Annotated in this window: 17 protein-coding genes; 11 read left to right on the top strand and 6 right to left on the bottom strand. The window is 63.1% G+C overall.

All coding sequences use genetic code 11. From position 1 onward, the window contains the following. Nucleotides 1–5: 5 nt before the first annotated feature. Complete coding sequence (locus M2394_RS27630) at nt 6–1,115, bottom strand: 2-aminoethylphosphonate--pyruvate transaminase (RefSeq protein WP_259175311.1); 1,110 nt, start codon at nt 1,113–1,115, stop codon at nt 6–8. A 112-nt stretch (nt 1,116–1,227) separates the two neighbouring features. Here M2394_RS27630 and M2394_RS27625 point away from each other — a divergent pair, with 112 nt between their 5' ends. Together M2394_RS27625 and M2394_RS27620 are read left to right on the top strand one after the other, a co-directional pair. Continuing rightward, nucleotides 1,228–2,085 (top strand): LysR substrate-binding domain-containing protein, encoded by an 858-nt coding sequence (locus M2394_RS27625; protein WP_259175310.1) that lies wholly within the window; start codon nt 1,228–1,230, stop codon nt 2,083–2,085. A gap of 98 nt (nt 2,086–2,183) precedes the next feature. Continuing rightward, nucleotides 2,184–2,891, top strand: a complete 708-nt coding sequence (locus tag M2394_RS27620; RefSeq protein WP_016974084.1) for a YebC/PmpR family DNA-binding transcriptional regulator — start codon at nt 2,184–2,186, stop codon at nt 2,889–2,891. A gap of 120 nt (nt 2,892–3,011) precedes the next feature. Here the strand turns inward: M2394_RS27620 and M2394_RS27615 are convergent, their stop codons facing one another. After that, nucleotides 3,012–4,316, bottom strand: a complete 1,305-nt coding sequence (locus M2394_RS27615; RefSeq protein ID WP_259175309.1) for a protein kinase — start codon at nt 4,314–4,316, stop codon at nt 3,012–3,014. Between the two features lie 39 nt (nt 4,317–4,355). Continuing rightward, on the bottom strand, nt 4,356–5,450 hold the full coding sequence (zapE, locus tag M2394_RS27610) for a cell division protein ZapE (protein ID WP_178918840.1): 1,095 nt from the start codon (nt 5,448–5,450) through the stop codon (nt 4,356–4,358). 224 nt (nt 5,451–5,674) lie between these two features. Between zapE and M2394_RS27605 the strand changes: the two genes are divergently transcribed. The 7 genes from M2394_RS27605 to M2394_RS27575 all read left to right on the top strand — a co-directional run bounded on the left by M2394_RS27605 (nt 5,675) and on the right by M2394_RS27575 (nt 12,037). Continuing rightward, a complete protein-coding gene (locus M2394_RS27605; protein ID WP_178918905.1) occupies nt 5,675–6,169 on the top strand; it encodes a spore coat U domain-containing protein in 495 nt (164 codons plus the stop codon). Then, a complete protein-coding gene (locus tag M2394_RS27600; protein ID WP_259175307.1) occupies nt 6,163–6,705 on the top strand; it encodes a spore coat U domain-containing protein in 543 nt (180 codons plus the stop codon). The genes M2394_RS27605 and M2394_RS27600 overlap by 7 nt, the downstream gene beginning before the upstream one ends. An 18-nt stretch (nt 6,706–6,723) precedes the next feature. Next, nucleotides 6,724–7,266: a spore coat U domain-containing protein gene (locus M2394_RS27595; protein ID WP_178918842.1), complete on the top strand. Its 543-nt coding sequence runs from the start codon at nt 6,724–6,726 to the stop codon at nt 7,264–7,266. Between the two features lie 4 nt (nt 7,267–7,270). Further along, nucleotides 7,271–7,771, top strand: coding sequence for a spore coat U domain-containing protein (locus tag M2394_RS27590; protein WP_178918843.1), 501 nt, complete (start codon nt 7,271–7,273; stop codon nt 7,769–7,771). 25 nt (nt 7,772–7,796) lie between these two features. Beyond that, a complete protein-coding gene (locus M2394_RS27585; protein ID WP_178918844.1) occupies nt 7,797–8,591 on the top strand; it encodes a molecular chaperone in 795 nt (264 codons plus the stop codon). A 99-nt stretch (nt 8,592–8,690) separates the two neighbouring features. Continuing rightward, the gene (locus tag M2394_RS27580) at nt 8,691–11,027 is read left to right on the top strand and encodes a fimbria/pilus outer membrane usher protein (protein WP_259175304.1); all 2,337 of its coding nucleotides are present in this window, start codon (nt 8,691–8,693) and stop codon (nt 11,025–11,027) included. 23 nt (nt 11,028–11,050) lie between these two features. Beyond that, nucleotides 11,051–12,037 (top strand): spore coat U domain-containing protein, encoded by a 987-nt coding sequence (locus tag M2394_RS27575; protein WP_178918846.1) that lies wholly within the window; start codon nt 11,051–11,053, stop codon nt 12,035–12,037. Here the strand turns inward: M2394_RS27575 and M2394_RS27570 are convergent. Next, nucleotides 12,034–12,783: an anti-sigma factor gene (locus M2394_RS27570; RefSeq protein ID WP_259175302.1), complete on the bottom strand. Its 750-nt coding sequence runs from the start codon at nt 12,781–12,783 to the stop codon at nt 12,034–12,036. The genes M2394_RS27575 and M2394_RS27570 overlap by 4 nt on opposite strands. Beyond that, nucleotides 12,780–13,286 (bottom strand): sigma-70 family RNA polymerase sigma factor, encoded by a 507-nt coding sequence (locus tag M2394_RS27565; protein WP_178918848.1) that lies wholly within the window; start codon nt 13,284–13,286, stop codon nt 12,780–12,782. Before M2394_RS27565 ends, M2394_RS27570 begins: the two co-directional genes overlap by 4 nt. 168 nt (nt 13,287–13,454) lie before the next feature. On the opposite strand from M2394_RS27565, the gene M2394_RS27560 reads away from it, so the two are divergent. Together M2394_RS27560 and M2394_RS27555 are read left to right on the top strand one after the other, a co-directional pair. Continuing rightward, nucleotides 13,455–14,537, top strand: a complete 1,083-nt coding sequence (locus tag M2394_RS27560; RefSeq protein ID WP_259175301.1) for a catalase family peroxidase — start codon at nt 13,455–13,457, stop codon at nt 14,535–14,537. Next, nucleotides 14,534–15,073: a cytochrome b gene (locus tag M2394_RS27555; RefSeq protein ID WP_259175300.1), complete on the top strand. Its 540-nt coding sequence runs from the start codon at nt 14,534–14,536 to the stop codon at nt 15,071–15,073. Before M2394_RS27560 ends, M2394_RS27555 begins: the two co-directional genes overlap by 4 nt. Nucleotides 15,074–15,165: 92 nt before the next feature. On the opposite strand, the gene M2394_RS27550 is transcribed toward M2394_RS27555, so the two are convergent. Beyond that, nucleotides 15,166–16,317, bottom strand: a complete 1,152-nt coding sequence (locus tag M2394_RS27550) for a carboxypeptidase family protein (RefSeq protein ID WP_178918851.1) — start codon at nt 16,315–16,317, stop codon at nt 15,166–15,168. Nucleotides 16,318–16,679: the final 362 nt, after the last annotated feature.

Genomic DNA, 16,679 nt, shown 5'->3' with positions numbered 1-16,679 from the left:
GGGTGTCAGATGTCGAGTATTTCCATTTCCTGCAGCACCTCGGCGATCGCCGTCACGGCAGCCCGCATCCCGGCTGCATCCACATGCCCGATGCAGCCCACGCGGAAGGTCTCAACCTGGGTCAACTTGCCCGGGTAAAGGATGAAACCCTTGGCCTTGACCCGTTCGTAGAAGTCCTTGAACTGATAACGCGGGTCTTTGGGGGCGTGGAAGGTGACGATGATCGGCGCCTGGATCGCGGCCGGCAGGAAGCTGCGCAAACCCAGTGCGGTCATGCCGTCCAGCAATGCCTGGCAGTTGCCCGCGTAACGTTGGTGCCGCGCGGGCAGGCCGCCTTCTTCGTGGTATTGCAACAACGCTTCGTGCAGCGCCGCCACCACATGGGTCGGCGGGGTGAATCGCCATTGGCCGGTCTTGGCCATGTAGGCGTGCTGGTCGAACAGGTCCATCGCCAGGGAGTGGCAATTGCCTTCGGCGGCGGCCAGTGCCTGCTTGTCGGCGAAGACAAAACCCATGCCCGGCACACCTTCCAGGCACTTGCCCGAGGCGGCGATCAAGGCGTCGAACGGCACGTGGCGGGCGTCGATGGTGAGTGCGCCGAAGGAACTCATGGCGTCGATGATCAAGCGCTTGCCGTGCTGTTTCACGACCTGGGCGATGTCCGGCAGTGGGTTGAGGATACCCGTGCTGGTTTCGCAGTGGATCAACGCGACGTGGGTGATGCTGGGGTCGGCGAGCAACAGGCGCTCGACGTCGGCGGCGGAGGTGGGTTCGTCTTCGGCGGTTTCAAAGGTGCTGAAGTCGCGGCCTAACACTTCGCAGATCTTCGCCAGGCGCTTGCCGTACGCGCCATTGACCAGCACCAGCACTTTGCCATTGCGTGGTACGAGGGTGCCGATGGCGGCTTCGACGGCGAAGGTGCCGCTGCCTTGCAACGGCACGCAGTGGTGGCTGGTCGCACCGTCGATGATTGCCAGCAATTGCTCGCAGACGCTGGCGGTAAGCTGATTGAAGCGCTCATCCCACGAACCCCAGTCCATCATCATCGCCTGACGGGTGCGGTGGGAGGTGGTCAGGGGGCCGGGAGTCAGCAGGATCGGCGCGGCAGTGGTCATCTCAAGTCCTCGCAAAGCATCGGGGTTGAATCTACGGCGCCTAAATTGCAGTTTGGCTTGTTATCAATCAAATTGTTTGTTGTTATGCGAGCTATCAGCGAGGCCGATAGCTATGAACCTGTTCCAATTGCGTGCATTCGATGCCGTGGCCCGCGAGGGCAGCTTTACCCGTGCGGCGGCGCGGCTGTTTATCAGCCAGCCGGCGGTGACCGGGCATATCAAGGCCCTGGAGGAGTACTACCAGATCCCGCTGTTGCGCCGTACTGCCCGTCGCGTGGAGTTGACCGAGGGGGGCACGCGCCTGGCGGCTATCACCCGGGCGATCTTTGGGTTGGTGGACGAAGCGCAGGCGCTGCTGGAGGCCAATCGACAACTGCTCACCGGACGCCTGGAAGTGGCAGCCGATGGTCCGCACCTGGTGATGCCGATGATCGCCAGCCTGCGTGCGCGCTACCCCGGCATCACCGTCAACCTGCGCCTGGGCAACGCCCAGGAAACCCTGGCGGCGCTGTTGTCCGAGCATGCCGATGTGGCCGTGCTCACCGAAGTGGAACCGCGCACTGGCTTGCACCTGCAGCCGTTGAGCGAGTCGCGGATTTGCGCCCTGGTGCCGGCCGGGCACCCGTGGACGGCCGAGAAGGCGGGCATTCGCCTGGAGCAACTGAACGAGGTGATCATGGTGCTGCGTGAGCCCAGTTCCATCACTCGGCGCACCTTCGACAACGCCTGCCTGGCAGCTGCGGTGCAGCCCAAGGTGCTGCTGGAGCTGGACAGCCGTGAAGCGGTGACCGAAGCCGTCGCCGCCGAGCTGGGGGTGGGGGTGGTGTCGTCGATGGAAGTCAGCCAGGACCCGAGGGTGCGTGCGGTTGCGCTGCAGGGCGAGGGGCTGGTGAACCGGCACATGCTGGGCTGCATGGAGCGGCGCCGATCGCTGCGATTGATCCAAGCCTTTTTCGAGCTGGCGCCCTGACGGTTTTTGGTGGAACGATGGGTTTTTGCGCTATAAACTCTGCCCCCAAAGCGCCGGCCAGTAGACGTTTGGGCGCGATGGATAGAAGAGAGTGAGTCATGGGCGCACAGTGGAAAGTCAAACATAAAGAAGCGGCAGCCAATGCCAAGGGCAAGATCTTCGGCAAGCTGGTGAAAGAAATCACCATCGCCGCCCGCAACGGCGCCGACACCGCCACCAACGCCCACCTGCGTCTGGTAGTGGAGCAGGCCAAAAAGGCTTCGATGCCCAAGGAAACCCTGGACCGCGCCATCAAGAAAGGCGCTGGCCTGCTGGGTGAAACCGTGCAGTACCACCGCGTGACCTACGAAGGGTTCGCGCCGCACCAGGTGCCGCTGATCGTTGAGTGCGTGACCGACAACATCAACCGCACCGTGGCGGAAATCCGCGTGGCCTTCCGCAAGGGCCAGCTCGGCGCTTCCGGCTCCGTGGCCTGGGACTTCAACCATGTCGGCCTGATCGAAGCCTCGCCGGACACCCCGGACGCCGACCCGGAAATGGCTGCCATCGAAGCCGGCGCCCAGGATTTCGAAGACGGCGAAGAAGAGGGTTCCACCCTGTTCATCACCGAGACCACCGACCTGGATGCCGTGCAAAAAGCACTGCCGGAACAGGGCTTCACCGTGCTGTCGGCCAAGCTGGGGTATATCTCGAAGAACCCGGTGAGCGGCCTGACCGACGAGCAGATGGCTGAAGTTGAAGCCTTCCTGGAAGGCCTGGACAACCATGACGACGTGCAGGACATGTTTGTCGGCCTGGCGGGCTGATCTGTAGCTATGAATGTGATCTAAATGTGGGAGCGGGCTTGCTCGCGAAGGCGGTGTATCAGTCAATCATTCGGGCGACTGACACTCCGCCTTCGCGAGCAAGCCCGCTCCCACATTGGTTTAGGGGTGTTGTATAGAGACAAGGGTGGTTTCGATTTCGCTGAAGGCTGGTCGTGCGAGCACATCCGGCTGGCAGCACCGTTCCTGCAATGTGATCAGCGCTTGATCGACCGACCCCGTCTCGACCCGCTCCAACAATTCCCCCAGCAACACCCCGAATGCCCTGACCTCGATCCGCTGCAATGCGCGGGTTTCCTCGGTATCCGCCGTGGCATGGAACGACGCCGCGCCAAAATCCCCCAGCAGGCAATCGCCGGCTTCATTCCACAGGATGTTGTGGCCGTAGAGATCGCCGTGGGTGATGCCATGCCGGTGCAAGTGGGCCGCCACCGAAGCAATCCCCCGCGCCATGCGCAGCGCTACTTCGAGACTAAAGCGACTACCCGGCTCATAAATGTCGCGGGTGCACGACGCCAGGCTCGGCAGGGCCGCGAGGTTGCGGTAGCTTGGGTCGATCAGGTCCATGACCAGTGCAGCCTGGCCCTCCGGATGGCCGACCACGCGGCCTTCGACCTTGATCAGGTTCGGGTGCAGCCCGGCCGCGATGCAGGCCTGCATTTCGTGCAACGGCGAGCCATCGCTGGTGATCGTGCCTTTGTACAGCTTGACCGCGACCGGCTTGGCGGCGGGCTTCCATAGCGCCTTGCGGATAATGCCCGAAGCGCCTTCGCCCAGCACCTCGGCCAGTTCCAGGTCCGACCAGGCAATATCCGGCGTCGCGTCATCGGCCGACACGTCCACCGCCATTTCCACCGGGTTGCCCGCGTAGGCCAGCCAGGTCAGGCTTGGCAGCGTCAACAGCCACTGTGGCAACTGGGTAAAGCGATTGGAGGCGATGCGCAGCAGTTCCAGGTTCTTGCAGTTGACCAGGCTCCGGGGCAGCGCCGTGAGCCGGTTGCCGGCCAGCATCAGTTTTTGCAGCAAGGGCCGCTCGCCCAGTTCGTCCGGCAGTTCGCTGATGTGATTATCGGTGAGGATCAGCCAGCGCAACAACGGCGGCAACGCAGCGGCGGGCACGAGGCTGATCTGGTTAGCCTTGAAGCCGATCATGCTCAAGTTGGCGCACTGGCCCAGGCATTCCGGCAGTTCGGTAAAGGCGTTCTCCGAGCAGAACAGCACGCGCAGGTGCGTGAGGCGGTGCAGGTCGTCGGGCAGGCGGCTCAGGGTGTTGCCCGTGAGGTTGAGAATTTCCAGCGAGTCGGCCAGTTCGAAGATTTCCGGCGGGAATTCAGTCAGTCCGCAGGACAGGTCCAGGCGTTTGATGCCGGCCAACTGGCCGGCCTTGAGTTGGGCGAGGGTATTCATGAACGGCGCGATCACTCGGCAAGGGTGCGTAAATGGCGCTCATGATACCGGGTCGGGCGAGTGTTGCGGGCTCACCGATTGCAATTGGCCCAGGCGGCTGGCGGTGCGGGCCAGGTCGATGGCCTGTCCCTCCAGCGACTCTGCCAAGGGCTGCCGACCGATCAGGGTGAGGCGCTTGTCCTGATCGTAGAGCACGTCCACCAGGTTGATGAAACGCTGCTGCACAGCAATCGGGCTGTCGGCCAGGTGCGGCAGCCCGTCGATGATCCAGTGGTCGAAGTCCTGGCACAGCAGCAGGTAATCCATCACGGCAGTGAGCTGCTCACACAGATCATTGAAGGTAAAAGCGAGGGTGCGCCCCTGGCGGCTGCGGCAGGTCAACTGGCGGGTGCCGACGGGCAACGGTTGCGGCGGGCAATCGGCGGCGGGCAAGCCAAGGGCTTCGCGCTGCGCCAGGCTGCCGGGCCACACGTACTGGCCGCCGGTGAAGCGCTGCTGCGCGTGGGCCTGGGGCAGGCTGCGAAAGTCTTGCGGCGAGCTGACCTCCAACACCTCCATGCGCGCGGCGATCAGGTCGATCACCGGCTTGAACCGCTGGTGATACAGCGGGTTGGGCAACAACCCTTCGGGCGCGTAGTTGGAGGTCACCAGCACCAGCACGCGGCGCTGGAACAGCGCCTTGAACAAGCGGCTGATGAGCATGGCGTCGCCGATGTCGTGGACATGAAACTCGTCAAAGCACAGTACGCGACAGCCCGCCAGTAGCTCATCCAGGGTGACACCCAGGGCATCGTCATCGGCCTGATGCTTGAACATGCCCCGGTGCAATTGGGCGAAGAACGCGTGGAAGTGTACGCGTTGTTTTTCGGCAATCGGCAGGGCCTGGAAAAAACCGTCTAGCAGCCAGCTTTTGCCACGCCCCACCGGGCCGTGCAGGTACAGGCTGCGGGTGGGCTGGCCCGCGAGCAGGTGCCCGGTTTCGCGGGCCAGGGCGGCAATCGCCTGGGTCTGGCCCGCGCTGAGGGTATAGCCCTGTTGTGCGGCCTTGGCCTGGAAAAACGCCGGGATCGGCGACGCAGCCAGGGCTTCGGCGGGTTTGCCGAGCAGGCGCCGGATAAGGGAAAGCACGGCCAATACACGTCACTCTGTCTTTCGATGGTCACCTACTTTAGGGCGCCCGTCACGATTTGACCAATAGAGAAGGGTGCCACCACCTATCTCGAAAAGGCATGGCGCAACGCTGAATCCGCCGAGACTGGCAGTTTCCCTCTGAATGGCTAACCTCATACACAGCAGTCACCCCTGTATAAGGAATTGGGGCAGTGAAGGGACGAGCGGTATTGGCAGTCATGGGCGCGATGCTCTGCAGCACGGCTTCAGGTGCGCAGCTCCAGGTGGAGGTGCGGATCGACGTGCAGCGGGGTTGCCAGTTGGTGGGCACCACCCGCAGCGCTGGCATCGAGCAACTTGGCGTACTGGATTTTGGCAGCGGCCCGCGTCTGGATGACCCGGCCGGCCCCCTGAGTGCGGCCCTGATCAGCCAGCGGCAACCGCGCCTGGAATGCAACCCCGATACCCCTTACCAAGTCCGCGTCGACGGCGGCCTGCATGGCGGCACGGGCGAAGTGCGCTACCTCGCCGCCGCAACGCCATCGTCCAGCAAACCCATTCCCTACCGTCTTTACGCTGACGCCGCGCGGCGCATTCCGCTGCCGGTGAATGAGCCGCTCAGCGGTCGTGTGCCTGATACCGGGAGCGTTGACCTGCCGCTGTACGGGCGCATCGAGCCGCTCAAGGAAATTCCCGCCGTTGGTCGCTACAGCGACCTGCTCAAGGTGACCGTCACATGGTGAGTCGCAGCCTGGCCCTGGCGGCGTTCGGCGGCTTGTTGCTGCTCGCCGATGACGCCTGGGCGGCGGTCGCCAGCGGGCAGATTCATGCGCGCCTGGTGATCACCGCCAGTTGCCAGGTCAGCAGCGTTGAAAGTGCGCCGGTGAGTCCCACAGGTGGCACAGCGCTCCTGGACTTCGGCAGCCAGGGGCCGACCTGGAACAACACCTTGGCGGCGGGCGTCACCGACGGCGACAAGGCGCCGCTGTCAGTGTCATGCAACCCTTCGGTGGTCAGCAGCTTTACCGTGACCATCGACGGCGGCGCCCACGGTGACGGCACCACGCGGCGTCTGAGCAACGGCACCCAGACCATACCGTATCGACTTTCGGCCGATCCGTTGGGACACAGCACCTACAACATCGGCCAGCAGCGAAATTTCGTCGTGACCCGGGGCGCGCAGATACCCATTCCGGTATTCGGCTCGGTGGTGGCGAATACCAGGGCCTTACCGGCCGGCATCTACACAGACACCCTGACGGTGACTCTGGATTGGTAAACCATGAGGATGGATATCATGCATGTACTCGTATCGCGTTTAGGCGTTTGTGCGCTGGGCCTGGCAATGGCCTCCAGCCTCAATGCGGCCACCACCGTGACCGGCCAGATCACCTCCAGCCTGACGCTGATCGCCAGTTGCCAGGTCAACGGTTCTGGCGCGGCCAGCGGGTTGAACTTCGGTAGCCTCAACTTCGGTACTACCAACAGCCTGTTCACCAATGCCGACGCCCAGTTGCTGGGCGGTACCGGTACGGGCGGAGCGTTGTCGGTGCTGTGCTCGGCGGGGACTGCGCCGACCATCAAAGTGCGTGCGGGGGCCCATGACAATGCCTCCGCCGGCGGTACTCGGGCGCTGGCCGATGGTCTCGGCAACTTTGTGCCCTATGACTTCTACACCGACAGCGGGCATTCCTCGCTGCTGGCCATCGATGGCGTGATCGCCCTCGCCACCAGCACCGGCGTGGCGCAAACCGTGAATCTCTACGGTCGTGCGGTGGGCAAGGCGGGGCTGCCGGCGGGCACCTACACCGACACCGTGGCCGTGGAACTGACGTTCTAGCGTCATGACCCGGTCAGGGTGGGTGAGGGCGTTGCTGGTGTGCGGGCTGGTGGTGCCACTGCCGTTGTCGGCGGTGACCAGCCAGAGCTTCCAGGTGAGCGCCACTGTCACCCCCGGCTGCCTGGTGGTGGGGGGCGGCTCCAACTATGGGGCGCTGACCTATGGCAGTTATTCGGCGCTGTCCACCAGTACGGTGAGCGCCGCCCTGATCGGTGGTGTGACCCTGCAATGCACGCCGGGGGTGACGCTGAGCATGAGCGTCAACGGCGGCCTGCACAGCAACACCGGGCGCAATTTGCAGCTCAATACCGGCACTGCACGGGTGGCGTATCAGTTGTTTCAGGATGCAGCGTTCAGTCAAAGCCTGGGGATCAGTCAGAGCGTCAACGTGACCTACAGCGATGCAAACAACATCAGCCTGCCGATCTACGGGCGGGTGCAGTTACCGGGCAACCAGCCTGGGGGGACGTACAGCGACACGTTGCAGGTGCAATTGTCGTGGTAGGGCTATGGGTATGAGGAGTGGTTTTATGTGTTCACCTTCCCGGCGGTTGTGGGCCGCGGGTTTTGCTGTGTTGGCGGGGGCATTGAGCAATGTGGTGGCGGTGCAGGCGGCCAGTTCGGTGCTGATCTGGCCGATCGACCCGGTGCTGGAGGCCGACCAGCAGGCCAGTGCGTTGTGGCTGGAAAACCGTGGCACGGAGACGGCCAACTTGCAGATTCGTGTATTCGCCTGGAGCCAGAACGGCTTCGACGAGCAATACCAGAACCAGCGCGACGTAATAGGCAGCCCGCCGGTAGCGAAGATCGAGCCGGGGCAGAAACAGCTGGTGCGCCTGACGCGCACCCGTGAAGTGCCACCCGGGCAAGAGCTGGCCTACCGTATCATCATCGATGAAATCCCTTCGCCCTTGCAGGTGCCGACCCCACCGGAAGGCAAGAACACGGCGGCGGCGATTCGCTTCCAGATGCGCTATTCGGTGCCGTTGTTTGCGTATGGCGCGGGTCTGTGGAGCAAGGAAGACGCCACGCGCCAGCGCGATCCCAAGGGCGCCGGCAAACCGGATCTGAGCTGGCGCAAGGTCTCGGTTGCCGGGCGCAGTTACATCGAAGTTCGCAACCAGGGCGCCGTGCATGCGCGACTCACCGACGCGTCGTTCAAACAAGGCGGTCAGACACGACCTGTGGCGGACGGCCTGCTGGGCTATGTGCTGCCGGGCGCGACGATGCGCTGGCCGGTGCCGGAGGCGGTGTCAGCCGACCAGCCGTTGCAGGTGCGGATCAATGGCGCGGCACAGGTGGAGGCCCTGGCGCCGGCGCGATAACGGAGTAGGCAGCGGGACGGGGTAAACCCGGGTTCAACAGGATGGAGATGTCCATTGAAGGACACAACGCCATGTGTGAGTCGTGGTCGGGCTCGTTGTATGTGGCCGTCGGTGGCAGTGGTGAGCGGGCTGTGGGGCGCGATGTTGGCGCTTCCGGGGGTGGCTGGCGACCTGCCGCCGCCCCCGAGCAGTATGGAGGCTGTCGCCGATGCACAGCTGTTTCTGGAACTGGTGGTCAACCAGATGGACACCGGCCGCGTCATCGCGGTCGATCAACGGGCGGGCGAGCTGTATGTGCCCGTCAGCGCGCTGCAGGACGTCGGCATGAAACTGCCCGGTGATCCCACCGGCAGCATCGCTCTGGACAAGCTGCCCGGCCTGCACAGTGACTACGACAGCAACGGCCAACGCCTGTTGCTGGATGTGCCGCCGTCGTGGTTGCAGGAACAGTTCATCGGCAACCGCAACACCTACCCGCGCACTCAGGCCATGAGCAGCTTCGGTGCCTTGCTCAACTATGACCTGTACTTCAACGACACCGACGAAGGTGGCAGCTACCTGGCCGGCTGGAACGAAGTACGGCTGTTCGACACGTGGGGCACGTTGTCCAACACCGGGCAATACCGTCAAACCCTGTCGGGCAATGTGAGCAACAGCACCCTCGACAACGGCTATCGCCGTTATGACACGACGTGGCGTTTCTCCGATGACGAACGGATGCTCACTTACGAGGCTGGCGACGTGATCAGCGGGTCGCTGCCCTGGAGCAGTTCGGTACGTCTGGGTGGGGTGCAGTTCTCGCGGGATTTCGCGGTGCGACCGGACCTGGTGACGTATCCGTTGCCGCAGTTTGCCGGCGAGGCGGCGGTGCCCTCGTCGGTAGACCTGTTTATCAATGGCTACAAATCCGAGAGCGCCTTGTTGCAGCCGGGGCCGTACACCCTCACTAACGTGCCCTTTATCAACGGTGCCGGCGAGGCGGTGGTGGTCACTACGGACGCCTTGGGGCGCCAGGTGTCGACCACGGTGCCGTTCTATGTCACCAGCACTTTGCTGCAAAAGGGGCTGACGGATTTCTCTGTGGCGGCCGGGACCTTGCGCCGCGATTACACCGTACGGGATTTCGCCTATGGGCCGGGCGTGGCCAGTGGCACCTTTCGCTATGGCTACTCCGACAACCTGACCCTGGAAAGCCACGCCGAAGCGTCAAGTGACCTGACCCTCGGTGGCCTGGGCGGCAATCTGCGTCTGGGCAACTTCGGCATCCTCAATACAGCCCTCAGTCAGAGCCAGTTCGACGGTCGCAATGGCCAGCAACTGAGCCTGGGTTATCAGTACAACAGCACGCGCTACAGCCTGTCGTACCAGCGTGTGGAGCGGCACAACGAATACGCTGACCTGACCTTGGTGGACACCCCTTACGCGAGCCTCAGCAAGCGCAGCGAACAGGTTACGCTCAGCCTCAATCTGGAACGTTTCGGCAGCCTGGGCGTGGGCTATTTCGACGTGCAGGCCGCGGACGATTCGCGCACGCGTCTGCTCAACCTGAGCTGGAGCAAGCCGCTGTGGCGCAATACCAGTTTTTACCTGTCGGCCAACCGTGAGGTCGGCGACAGCAACTGGGCCGTGCAGGCACAACTGGTGATCCCGTTCGACCTCAATGGCAGCCTGGCCCTGAGCAGCGAACGCAGCAAGGACGGTGCCAGTCGCCAGCGCATCAACTACAGCAGCTCGGTGCCCAGCGAAGGCGGGGTGGGTTACAACCTCGGCTACGCCCAGGGCGACGGGCCGACCTATCGCCAGGCCGACCTGACCTGGCGCTTGCAGTCGGTGCAGTTGCAGGCCGGTGTATACGGCAGCAGTGATGCCGAGACGCGCTGGGCGGATGCCAGCGGTTCGTTGGTGTGGATGGGCGGCGATACCTTCGCCGCCAACCGCATCAACGATGCCTTTGTGGTGGTGAGCACCCAGGGTTTCGCCGGGATTCCGGTGCGCTACGAGAATCAGTTGGTGGGCCAGACCGACCGTAACGGGCACCTGCTGGTGCCCTGGAGCAGCGCTTACTACCGTGCCAAATATGAGATTGACCCGCTCAACCTGCCACCGAATATCCAGAGCCCGAACGTGGAGCAGCGGGTGTCGGTGCGCCGGGGCAGCGGTTACCTGCTGGAGTTTCCGCTGCGTCGGGTGATCGCCGCGAGCATCACCCTGGTGGACGGCCAGCACCAGGAATTGCCCTTGGGCAGCCTGGTGGTGCACGAGCAAAGCAACACCCAGGCGGTGGTGGGCTGGGAGGGTCTGGTCTACCTGGAAAACCTGGCGGCCCACAACACATTGCAGGTCACGATGGTGGGCGGGCGTACCTGCCAGGCGACCTTCGAGATGGACGTGCAACAACCGGACGTGCCCCTGATCGGGCCGTTGGTTTGCCAATGAGCGACTGAACAAGGAGCGGGCGAGTGAGGGGCAAGGGATGGCTTTACAGCGTGTTGGCGAGCGCCAGCCTTGGGGTGTCGGGGCAGGCGATGGCACTGTGTTCGGTGGTGGCGACGACACCGGCCAGCTTTGGCTCGGTCAGTTCGATCAACGTGCGCACGGCCTCGCAAGGCAGTTCGACCCAGAACGCCGGCTTGAGCTGCGGGGCGTCGCTGATCGCGTTGGGCACCAGCGATCACTTCTACCTGACCATCAGCTCGCTGACGGGTGGCCTGGTCGGCCCCACCGGTGATGTGATCGGCTATACGGTCTACGGCAACAACACCACCAACTTTCCGATCAATCGTAACAGCCAGTTCGACTTCGGCCCCAATGGCCTGGCTACCGCTGCCGGGCTGTTGAGCGGGCCGGGCAACAAGACCATGCCGCTGTACTTCGCCAGCATCACGGGCAGCAACGTGGCGGCGGGGGTCTACACCGAAGTGCTGAACCTGGCCTGGAGCTGGGATTACTGCATCGGCCTGGGGGTAGGGTCCTTGTGTGTGCTGCGTGACAGAAACCTTACGCCCCAGACCCGCACGCTGACGGTGAGCATGACCGTCACCAACGACTGCCAGATCACCGCGCCCAACATCAGCTTTGGCAGCGCACCGGTGATCAGCGCGTTTACCCCGGTCACTGGCCAGACCATCAGCATCTCCTGCACCAAGGGCAGTGCCTACAGTGTAGGTTTGAGCGATGGCCAGAACGCGGTCAGCGTGGGCGGGCGCCGGCGGATGATTTCGGGCAGCAACTACCTGGCTTACGACATCTTCAAGAGCGCCGGCACCACGCGCTGGGGCAGTGTCGGCGCTGCACGGCGAGACAGCTCCACCGCGGAGGTCAACCCGGGCAACGGCCTAGGCACCGGTAGCCAGGTGTTCAACTACAACGCCAAGATCTACACCGACCAGGCCACGCCGCCGGGCGGTACCTACCTCGACAACGTGGTGCTCGACGTGGGGTTCTAGAACTTGATCGTCTGCTTGATCAGCCGCGCGGTCGGCTCGTCATTGGGGCTGACCATCGCGTAGTTGTAGCCGGCGCCGGACCAGTATTCGGCCTGCAACCCGTCGGCGCTGCGGCTGCCTCGGGGCAGGAAGTTATTTTCCGGACCCGGTGGGCGGATGTAGAAACTGATCTTGTGGCCTTCACGGTTTTCATACATCACCATCGCCGCCGCCCCGGATTCGGTGGTCAGCAGGCGCCCGCTGACCGGCGTGAAACCGGAGGCGCTGAGGTCGGGAAGGCGGTGGGCCTGGTTGAAGTAACGGTCGAGCCAGGCCTGCATGTTGCCGCTGCCCTGGGTGTTGTAGTCGGCGGGCAGGATGCCGTCCTGAGCAAACAGGCGAAATGCCTGCATCGCATCGGCCATTGGCAGCATCGGCGGTTGAGTGACCTCGCGGGCATGCCAGCCGCCAATGCCGCCGAGGCTGACGGCGATCAGCAACACGGCGGCCGTTGCCAGGTGGCGGCGGGACTGGTGCCGGATACGCTGGCGAATCAGCGCAGGGTCCAGCTCAGGGTTGGCCGGTTGCTGCAAGGCACCGCTCAATGACGCGCGCAACAATTGCGCATCCTGTTGCCAGGCCTGGACCTGGGCGGCGACGTCGGGGTGGGCGGCCAGGTAGGTTTCGAGCACACGGCGATCACTCTCCAGCAGTTGGTGGTCGACGTAGGCATGCAAATCGCGTTCGCTGGGGGGCAGGCTGATCATTTGAGTATCCGCAGGGAAGGACTGGCTATTTCGCCATCACTGAGTTGACGCAAGGCTTGGCGCGCCCGGGACAGGCGCGACATCACGGTACCGATGGGCACGTCGAGGATCTCGGCCACCTCCTTGTAGCTCAAGCCTTCGACCGACACCCACAGCAGCAAGGCGCGCTGTTCGGTGTTGAGCTGGTCGAAGGCTTGCAGGGTCGATTGGGCCATCACCGTGCGTTCGACCGACGGTTGCGCGTCATCGCGGCCAGTGAAGAATTCGAGCATGCGCGCATAGCGCCGGCTGCGACGGTGCGCATCAAGGAACTGGCGGTAGAGGATCGAGAACAGCCAGGCGCGCAGGTCGCCTTCGAGGCGTTTGTCGGCCCAGCGGATGATCGCCCGTTCCAGGGTCGATTGCACCAGGTCGTCAGCGCTGCTGGTGTTACGGGTCAGGGACACGGCAAAACGCCGCAACCTGGGGATGAGTTCACGTAACTGTTCGTCGAGTTCATGCATGGTCGGCTGGCTGATCACTACGCTGGGACTGGAGAGACGTCCGGCGTTGAAGGTTATTCCCCGCTCCTAAAAATAAATCCGGGGCCAGGGAATAGAGCAGATCGGCGTTCGTCTTAATGCTCCGACCTTATGTTCCACCCCTAAGGCCTTTGGCCCTGGAGTTTCTTCATGGTAGATCACTCATCACCGCCTCGTCCTCCGTTGAGCACGGCGAGCCTGATCGCACGGCTCATCGGTATCGGCGCCGTGGTTGCGGTTGTTGCCGGGGCATTTGCCTACGTCAACGGCACACTTGACCCACAGCGCCTGCGGCCCAAGACCCTGGTCAATGCCCTGGAAACCAATAACGGTATCCACCCGGGCTTCCGGCGCAACCATGCCAAGGGTGTGTGTGTGGCAGGTTACTTCGAGAGCAGCCCAGAGGCGCGTGCGTACTCCAGCGCCCAGGTGTTCAGCGAGGCCAAGACCCCGGTGATCGGTCGGTTTGCCTTGCCCAGCGGTAACCCTTATGCACCGGACAGCAGCGTGCCGATCCGCAGCTTTGCGTTGCAATTCAGCCAGGCCAACGGCCAGCAGTGGCGGACCGGGATGAACAGCATGCCGGTGTTCCCGGTGGGCACGCCGCAGGCGTTCTACCAGATGCTGCAAGCGGGCGCGCCCGACCCGGCCACCGGCAAGCCGAACTCGGCGAACATGCCGGCGTTCTTTGCCGCGCACCCTGAGACCGCGCCGTTTTTGGCATGGGTCAAGACGGCCAAGCCGTCCGCCAGCTATGCAACGGAAACCTATAACGGGATCAACGCGTTTTTCCTGGTGGGCGCCGATGGCAAGCGCCAGGCGGTACGTTGGGGCGTCGTGCCCCAGAGCCTGGACGCGCCGGGTGATGTAGCACCGGCGGGCAGCGACTTCCTGGAAAAAGACCTGGTGCAGCGCCTGGCCTCGGGGCCGTTGCGCTGGCAGTTGAACATGACGCTGGCCAACCCTGGCGACCCACTGGACGATGCCAGCAAAGCCTGGAGCGGCGAACACAAGGTGTTGAACGCCGGCACCCTGGTACTGCAGAGCAGCCAACCCCAAGCGGACGGCGATTGCCGTGATATCAACTTTGATCCACTGGTTTTGCCCAGTGGCATCGAAGCCTCCAACGACCCGCTGCTGGCCGCACGCTCGGCGGCGTATGCCAGCTCGTACGTGCGCCGCGCCGGTGAAGTCAGCCCCTTGCACAGTGCCCCTCAGGAGTCGAAGCCATGAATGGTCAACCGCGGTTTTTTGCCCCTCTGGCGCGCCTGCTGCACTGGCTGATGGCGTTGATGATCATCGCGATGCTGTTTATCGGCGCGGGCATGGTGGCATCGGTGTCGGAGCGCCATGAGTGGCTGATCCACCTGCACAAACCGCTGGGGATCGCGATCCTGGCTCTGGTGATCGTGCGGTTGGTGGTGCGCTTTTCGACGCGTCAGCCGCCGTTGCCGACGGACTTGCCCCTGTGGCAAGTGCTGGCAGCCAAGGCGTCCCACTTAGTGCTGTATGCGTTGATGCTGGTGTTGCCGGTGCTGGGCTGGGCGATGATCTCGGCGGCGGGCGACCCAGTGATGCTCAGCAGTTCGGTGCAATTGCCTGGGTTGGTGGGGGCCAATGCGCCGTTGTTTGCGGTGTTGCGCAAGGCTCATGGCTTTCTCGCCTACCTGTTGTTCCTGACGGTGTTGTTGCACCTGGCGGCGGCGTTGTTCCACGGGCTGATTCGACGCGACGGTGTGTTGCAAAGCATGACCGGCAGCAAACGCTGACCGTGTAGGCGCCGGCTTGCCGGCGATGGCGTCCTTGAAATTTCTGCCGTTATCAAGGACCGCATCGCCGGCAAGCCGGCTCCTACAAGGGGTTAGCGCAGGGTGGTCACGATGTCGGCGACGGTGCTCAATACGTCCTTGCCCAACTGCTTGGATCGTTCACCGGACCAGCCGGTTTTCGGGTTGGGGGCGTCGTCGTTGTCCTTGAAGGGCATTTCCAGGGTCAGGGACAAGCAGTCGTACTTCTCGCCAACGGCGTTGCAGGCCAGGGTCATGTTGGCTTCACCCGGCAGGTCGCGGGTGTAGCCGTGGGTGGTCTGGAAGTCGCGGGTGAGGGCGCTCAAGTGGCTGCGAAAGTGTTTTTCCAGCGCCTCGATGCGCGGGGTGTAGCCGGGGTTGCCTTCGCAGCCTGCGGTGAAGACGTAGGGGATTTCTTCGTCACCGTGGATATCGAGGAAAAGGTCCACGCCGTACTTGTCCATTTGCTCCTGGGCGAACAGCACTTCCGGGCTGATTGCCTGGCTGGCGCTCTGCCAGGCGCGGTTGAGGTCCTGGCCCATGGCGTTGGTGCGCAAGTGGCCGTGGAAGGCGCCGTCCGGGTTCATGTTGGGAATCAGGTACAGGTCGGCCACGGACAGGAGTTTTTTCAGTTCGGCGTCACCGTCCTGTTGCAGGCGCTCGATGATGCCTTCCATGAACCACTCGGCCATGTGCTCGCCGGGGTGTTGCTGGGCGATGATCCACACGTTACGGCGGCCTTCGCCGCCTTTGCCTCGGCGCAGCAGTGGGATGTCACGGCCTTCGGCACTTTTGCCGGTGGCCAGCAACTGGGAGCCAGCACGGTTCAGGGCCTGCTCGATCAGCCAGTCATGACGCTCGCGGCTGTAGGGCTCGAAGTAGGCGAACCAGGCACGCTTTTCACGGGTTTCCAGGCTGATGTGCAGGGTCTCGCCATCAAAGCGCGTGGGCACACGGAACCAATTGATGTGGTCGTAGGACGCCACTGCGTTGTAGCCACTCCACGCGTGCTTATAGGAAGACTGGCCCGCATTGCTCAAGCGGAAGGTGTGGGTGTGGCCCACGTGCATGCCTTCGGCCTTGAAGTGGAACCATTGGAAATGCGGGCTGCGGGTGTCAGGTTTGATCGCCAGCAGCAATTGATAGGCGTCGCTGGCATCCAGGACCTGGATGTTGCCGCTGTCAAAGTCGGTGCTGATCTTGATGGAGGTCAAGGCCACGGTCATGGTCGGTTCGCCTGGGTAGCTGTGTTGTGGCAGATATCTTACACAGGAGTCAGGCGAAATCTTGATGCAAAATTGTTGCACGGGGGAGGGGGGCGTCGTCCTTGACGCGACAGCAGCTTAGAATCTATGAGATTGATTCTCAAGCGCTATTTCTTAAAGATCCGGGCTAGAGCGCTCGTTCGGCTTTCTTTTGGCGATGGTCTTTTGCTACCATGCGCGCCATCAAGCAACACACAGTCTTCATTAGCCTGAAGCCACGCCAGGGAAACTGGCAAAAAAAAGACCCGGCCAAAGAGCCGGGTCAAAAACCGTGATTAGCCTGATGAGGAGATATTCCAAGAGTCCGACCTAAGGTCCCTTGG

The sequence above is a fragment of the Pseudomonas sp. BIGb0164 genome (assembly GCF_024810135.1).
Lineage (GTDB): Bacteria > Pseudomonadota > Gammaproteobacteria > Pseudomonadales > Pseudomonadaceae > Aquipseudomonas.
Note: the sequence above shows the minus strand (reverse complement) of the source record. Positions and strands in the feature narration are given on the sequence as shown.

Bases quoted from the DNA above. Each gene is read 5' to 3' on its own strand.
- M2394_RS27615 (WP_259175309.1), bottom strand. From the start codon at position 4,316: ATGAATACCCTCGCCCAACTCAAGGCCGGCCAGTTGGCCGGCATCAAA.
- M2394_RS27625 (WP_259175310.1), top strand. From the start codon at position 1,228: ATGAACCTGTTCCAATTGCGTGCATTCGATGCCGTGGCCCGCGAGGGC.
- M2394_RS27570 (WP_259175302.1), bottom strand. From the start codon at position 12,783: ATGATCAGCCTGCCCCCCAGCGAACGCGATTTGCATGCCTACGTCGAC.
- M2394_RS27555 (WP_259175300.1), top strand. From the start codon at position 14,534: ATGAATGGTCAACCGCGGTTTTTTGCCCCTCTGGCGCGCCTGCTGCAC.
- M2394_RS27605 (WP_178918905.1), top strand. From the start codon at position 5,675: ATGCTCTGCAGCACGGCTTCAGGTGCGCAGCTCCAGGTGGAGGTGCGG.
- M2394_RS27600 (WP_259175307.1), top strand. From the start codon at position 6,163: ATGGTGAGTCGCAGCCTGGCCCTGGCGGCGTTCGGCGGCTTGTTGCTG.
- M2394_RS27585 (WP_178918844.1), top strand. From the start codon at position 7,797: ATGTGTTCACCTTCCCGGCGGTTGTGGGCCGCGGGTTTTGCTGTGTTG.
- M2394_RS27550 (WP_178918851.1), bottom strand. From the start codon at position 16,317: ATGACCGTGGCCTTGACCTCCATCAAGATCAGCACCGACTTTGACAGC.
- M2394_RS27595 (WP_178918842.1), top strand. From the start codon at position 6,724: ATGCATGTACTCGTATCGCGTTTAGGCGTTTGTGCGCTGGGCCTGGCA.
- M2394_RS27630 (WP_259175311.1), bottom strand. From the start codon at position 1,115: ATGACCACTGCCGCGCCGATCCTGCTGACTCCCGGCCCCCTGACCACC.
- M2394_RS27560 (WP_259175301.1), top strand. From the start codon at position 13,455: ATGGTAGATCACTCATCACCGCCTCGTCCTCCGTTGAGCACGGCGAGC.
- M2394_RS27565 (WP_178918848.1), bottom strand. From the start codon at position 13,286: ATGCATGAACTCGACGAACAGTTACGTGAACTCATCCCCAGGTTGCGG.
- M2394_RS27580 (WP_259175304.1), top strand. From the start codon at position 8,691: ATGTGGCCGTCGGTGGCAGTGGTGAGCGGGCTGTGGGGCGCGATGTTG.
- M2394_RS27620 (WP_016974084.1), top strand. From the start codon at position 2,184: ATGGGCGCACAGTGGAAAGTCAAACATAAAGAAGCGGCAGCCAATGCC.
- M2394_RS27590 (WP_178918843.1), top strand. From the start codon at position 7,271: ATGACCCGGTCAGGGTGGGTGAGGGCGTTGCTGGTGTGCGGGCTGGTG.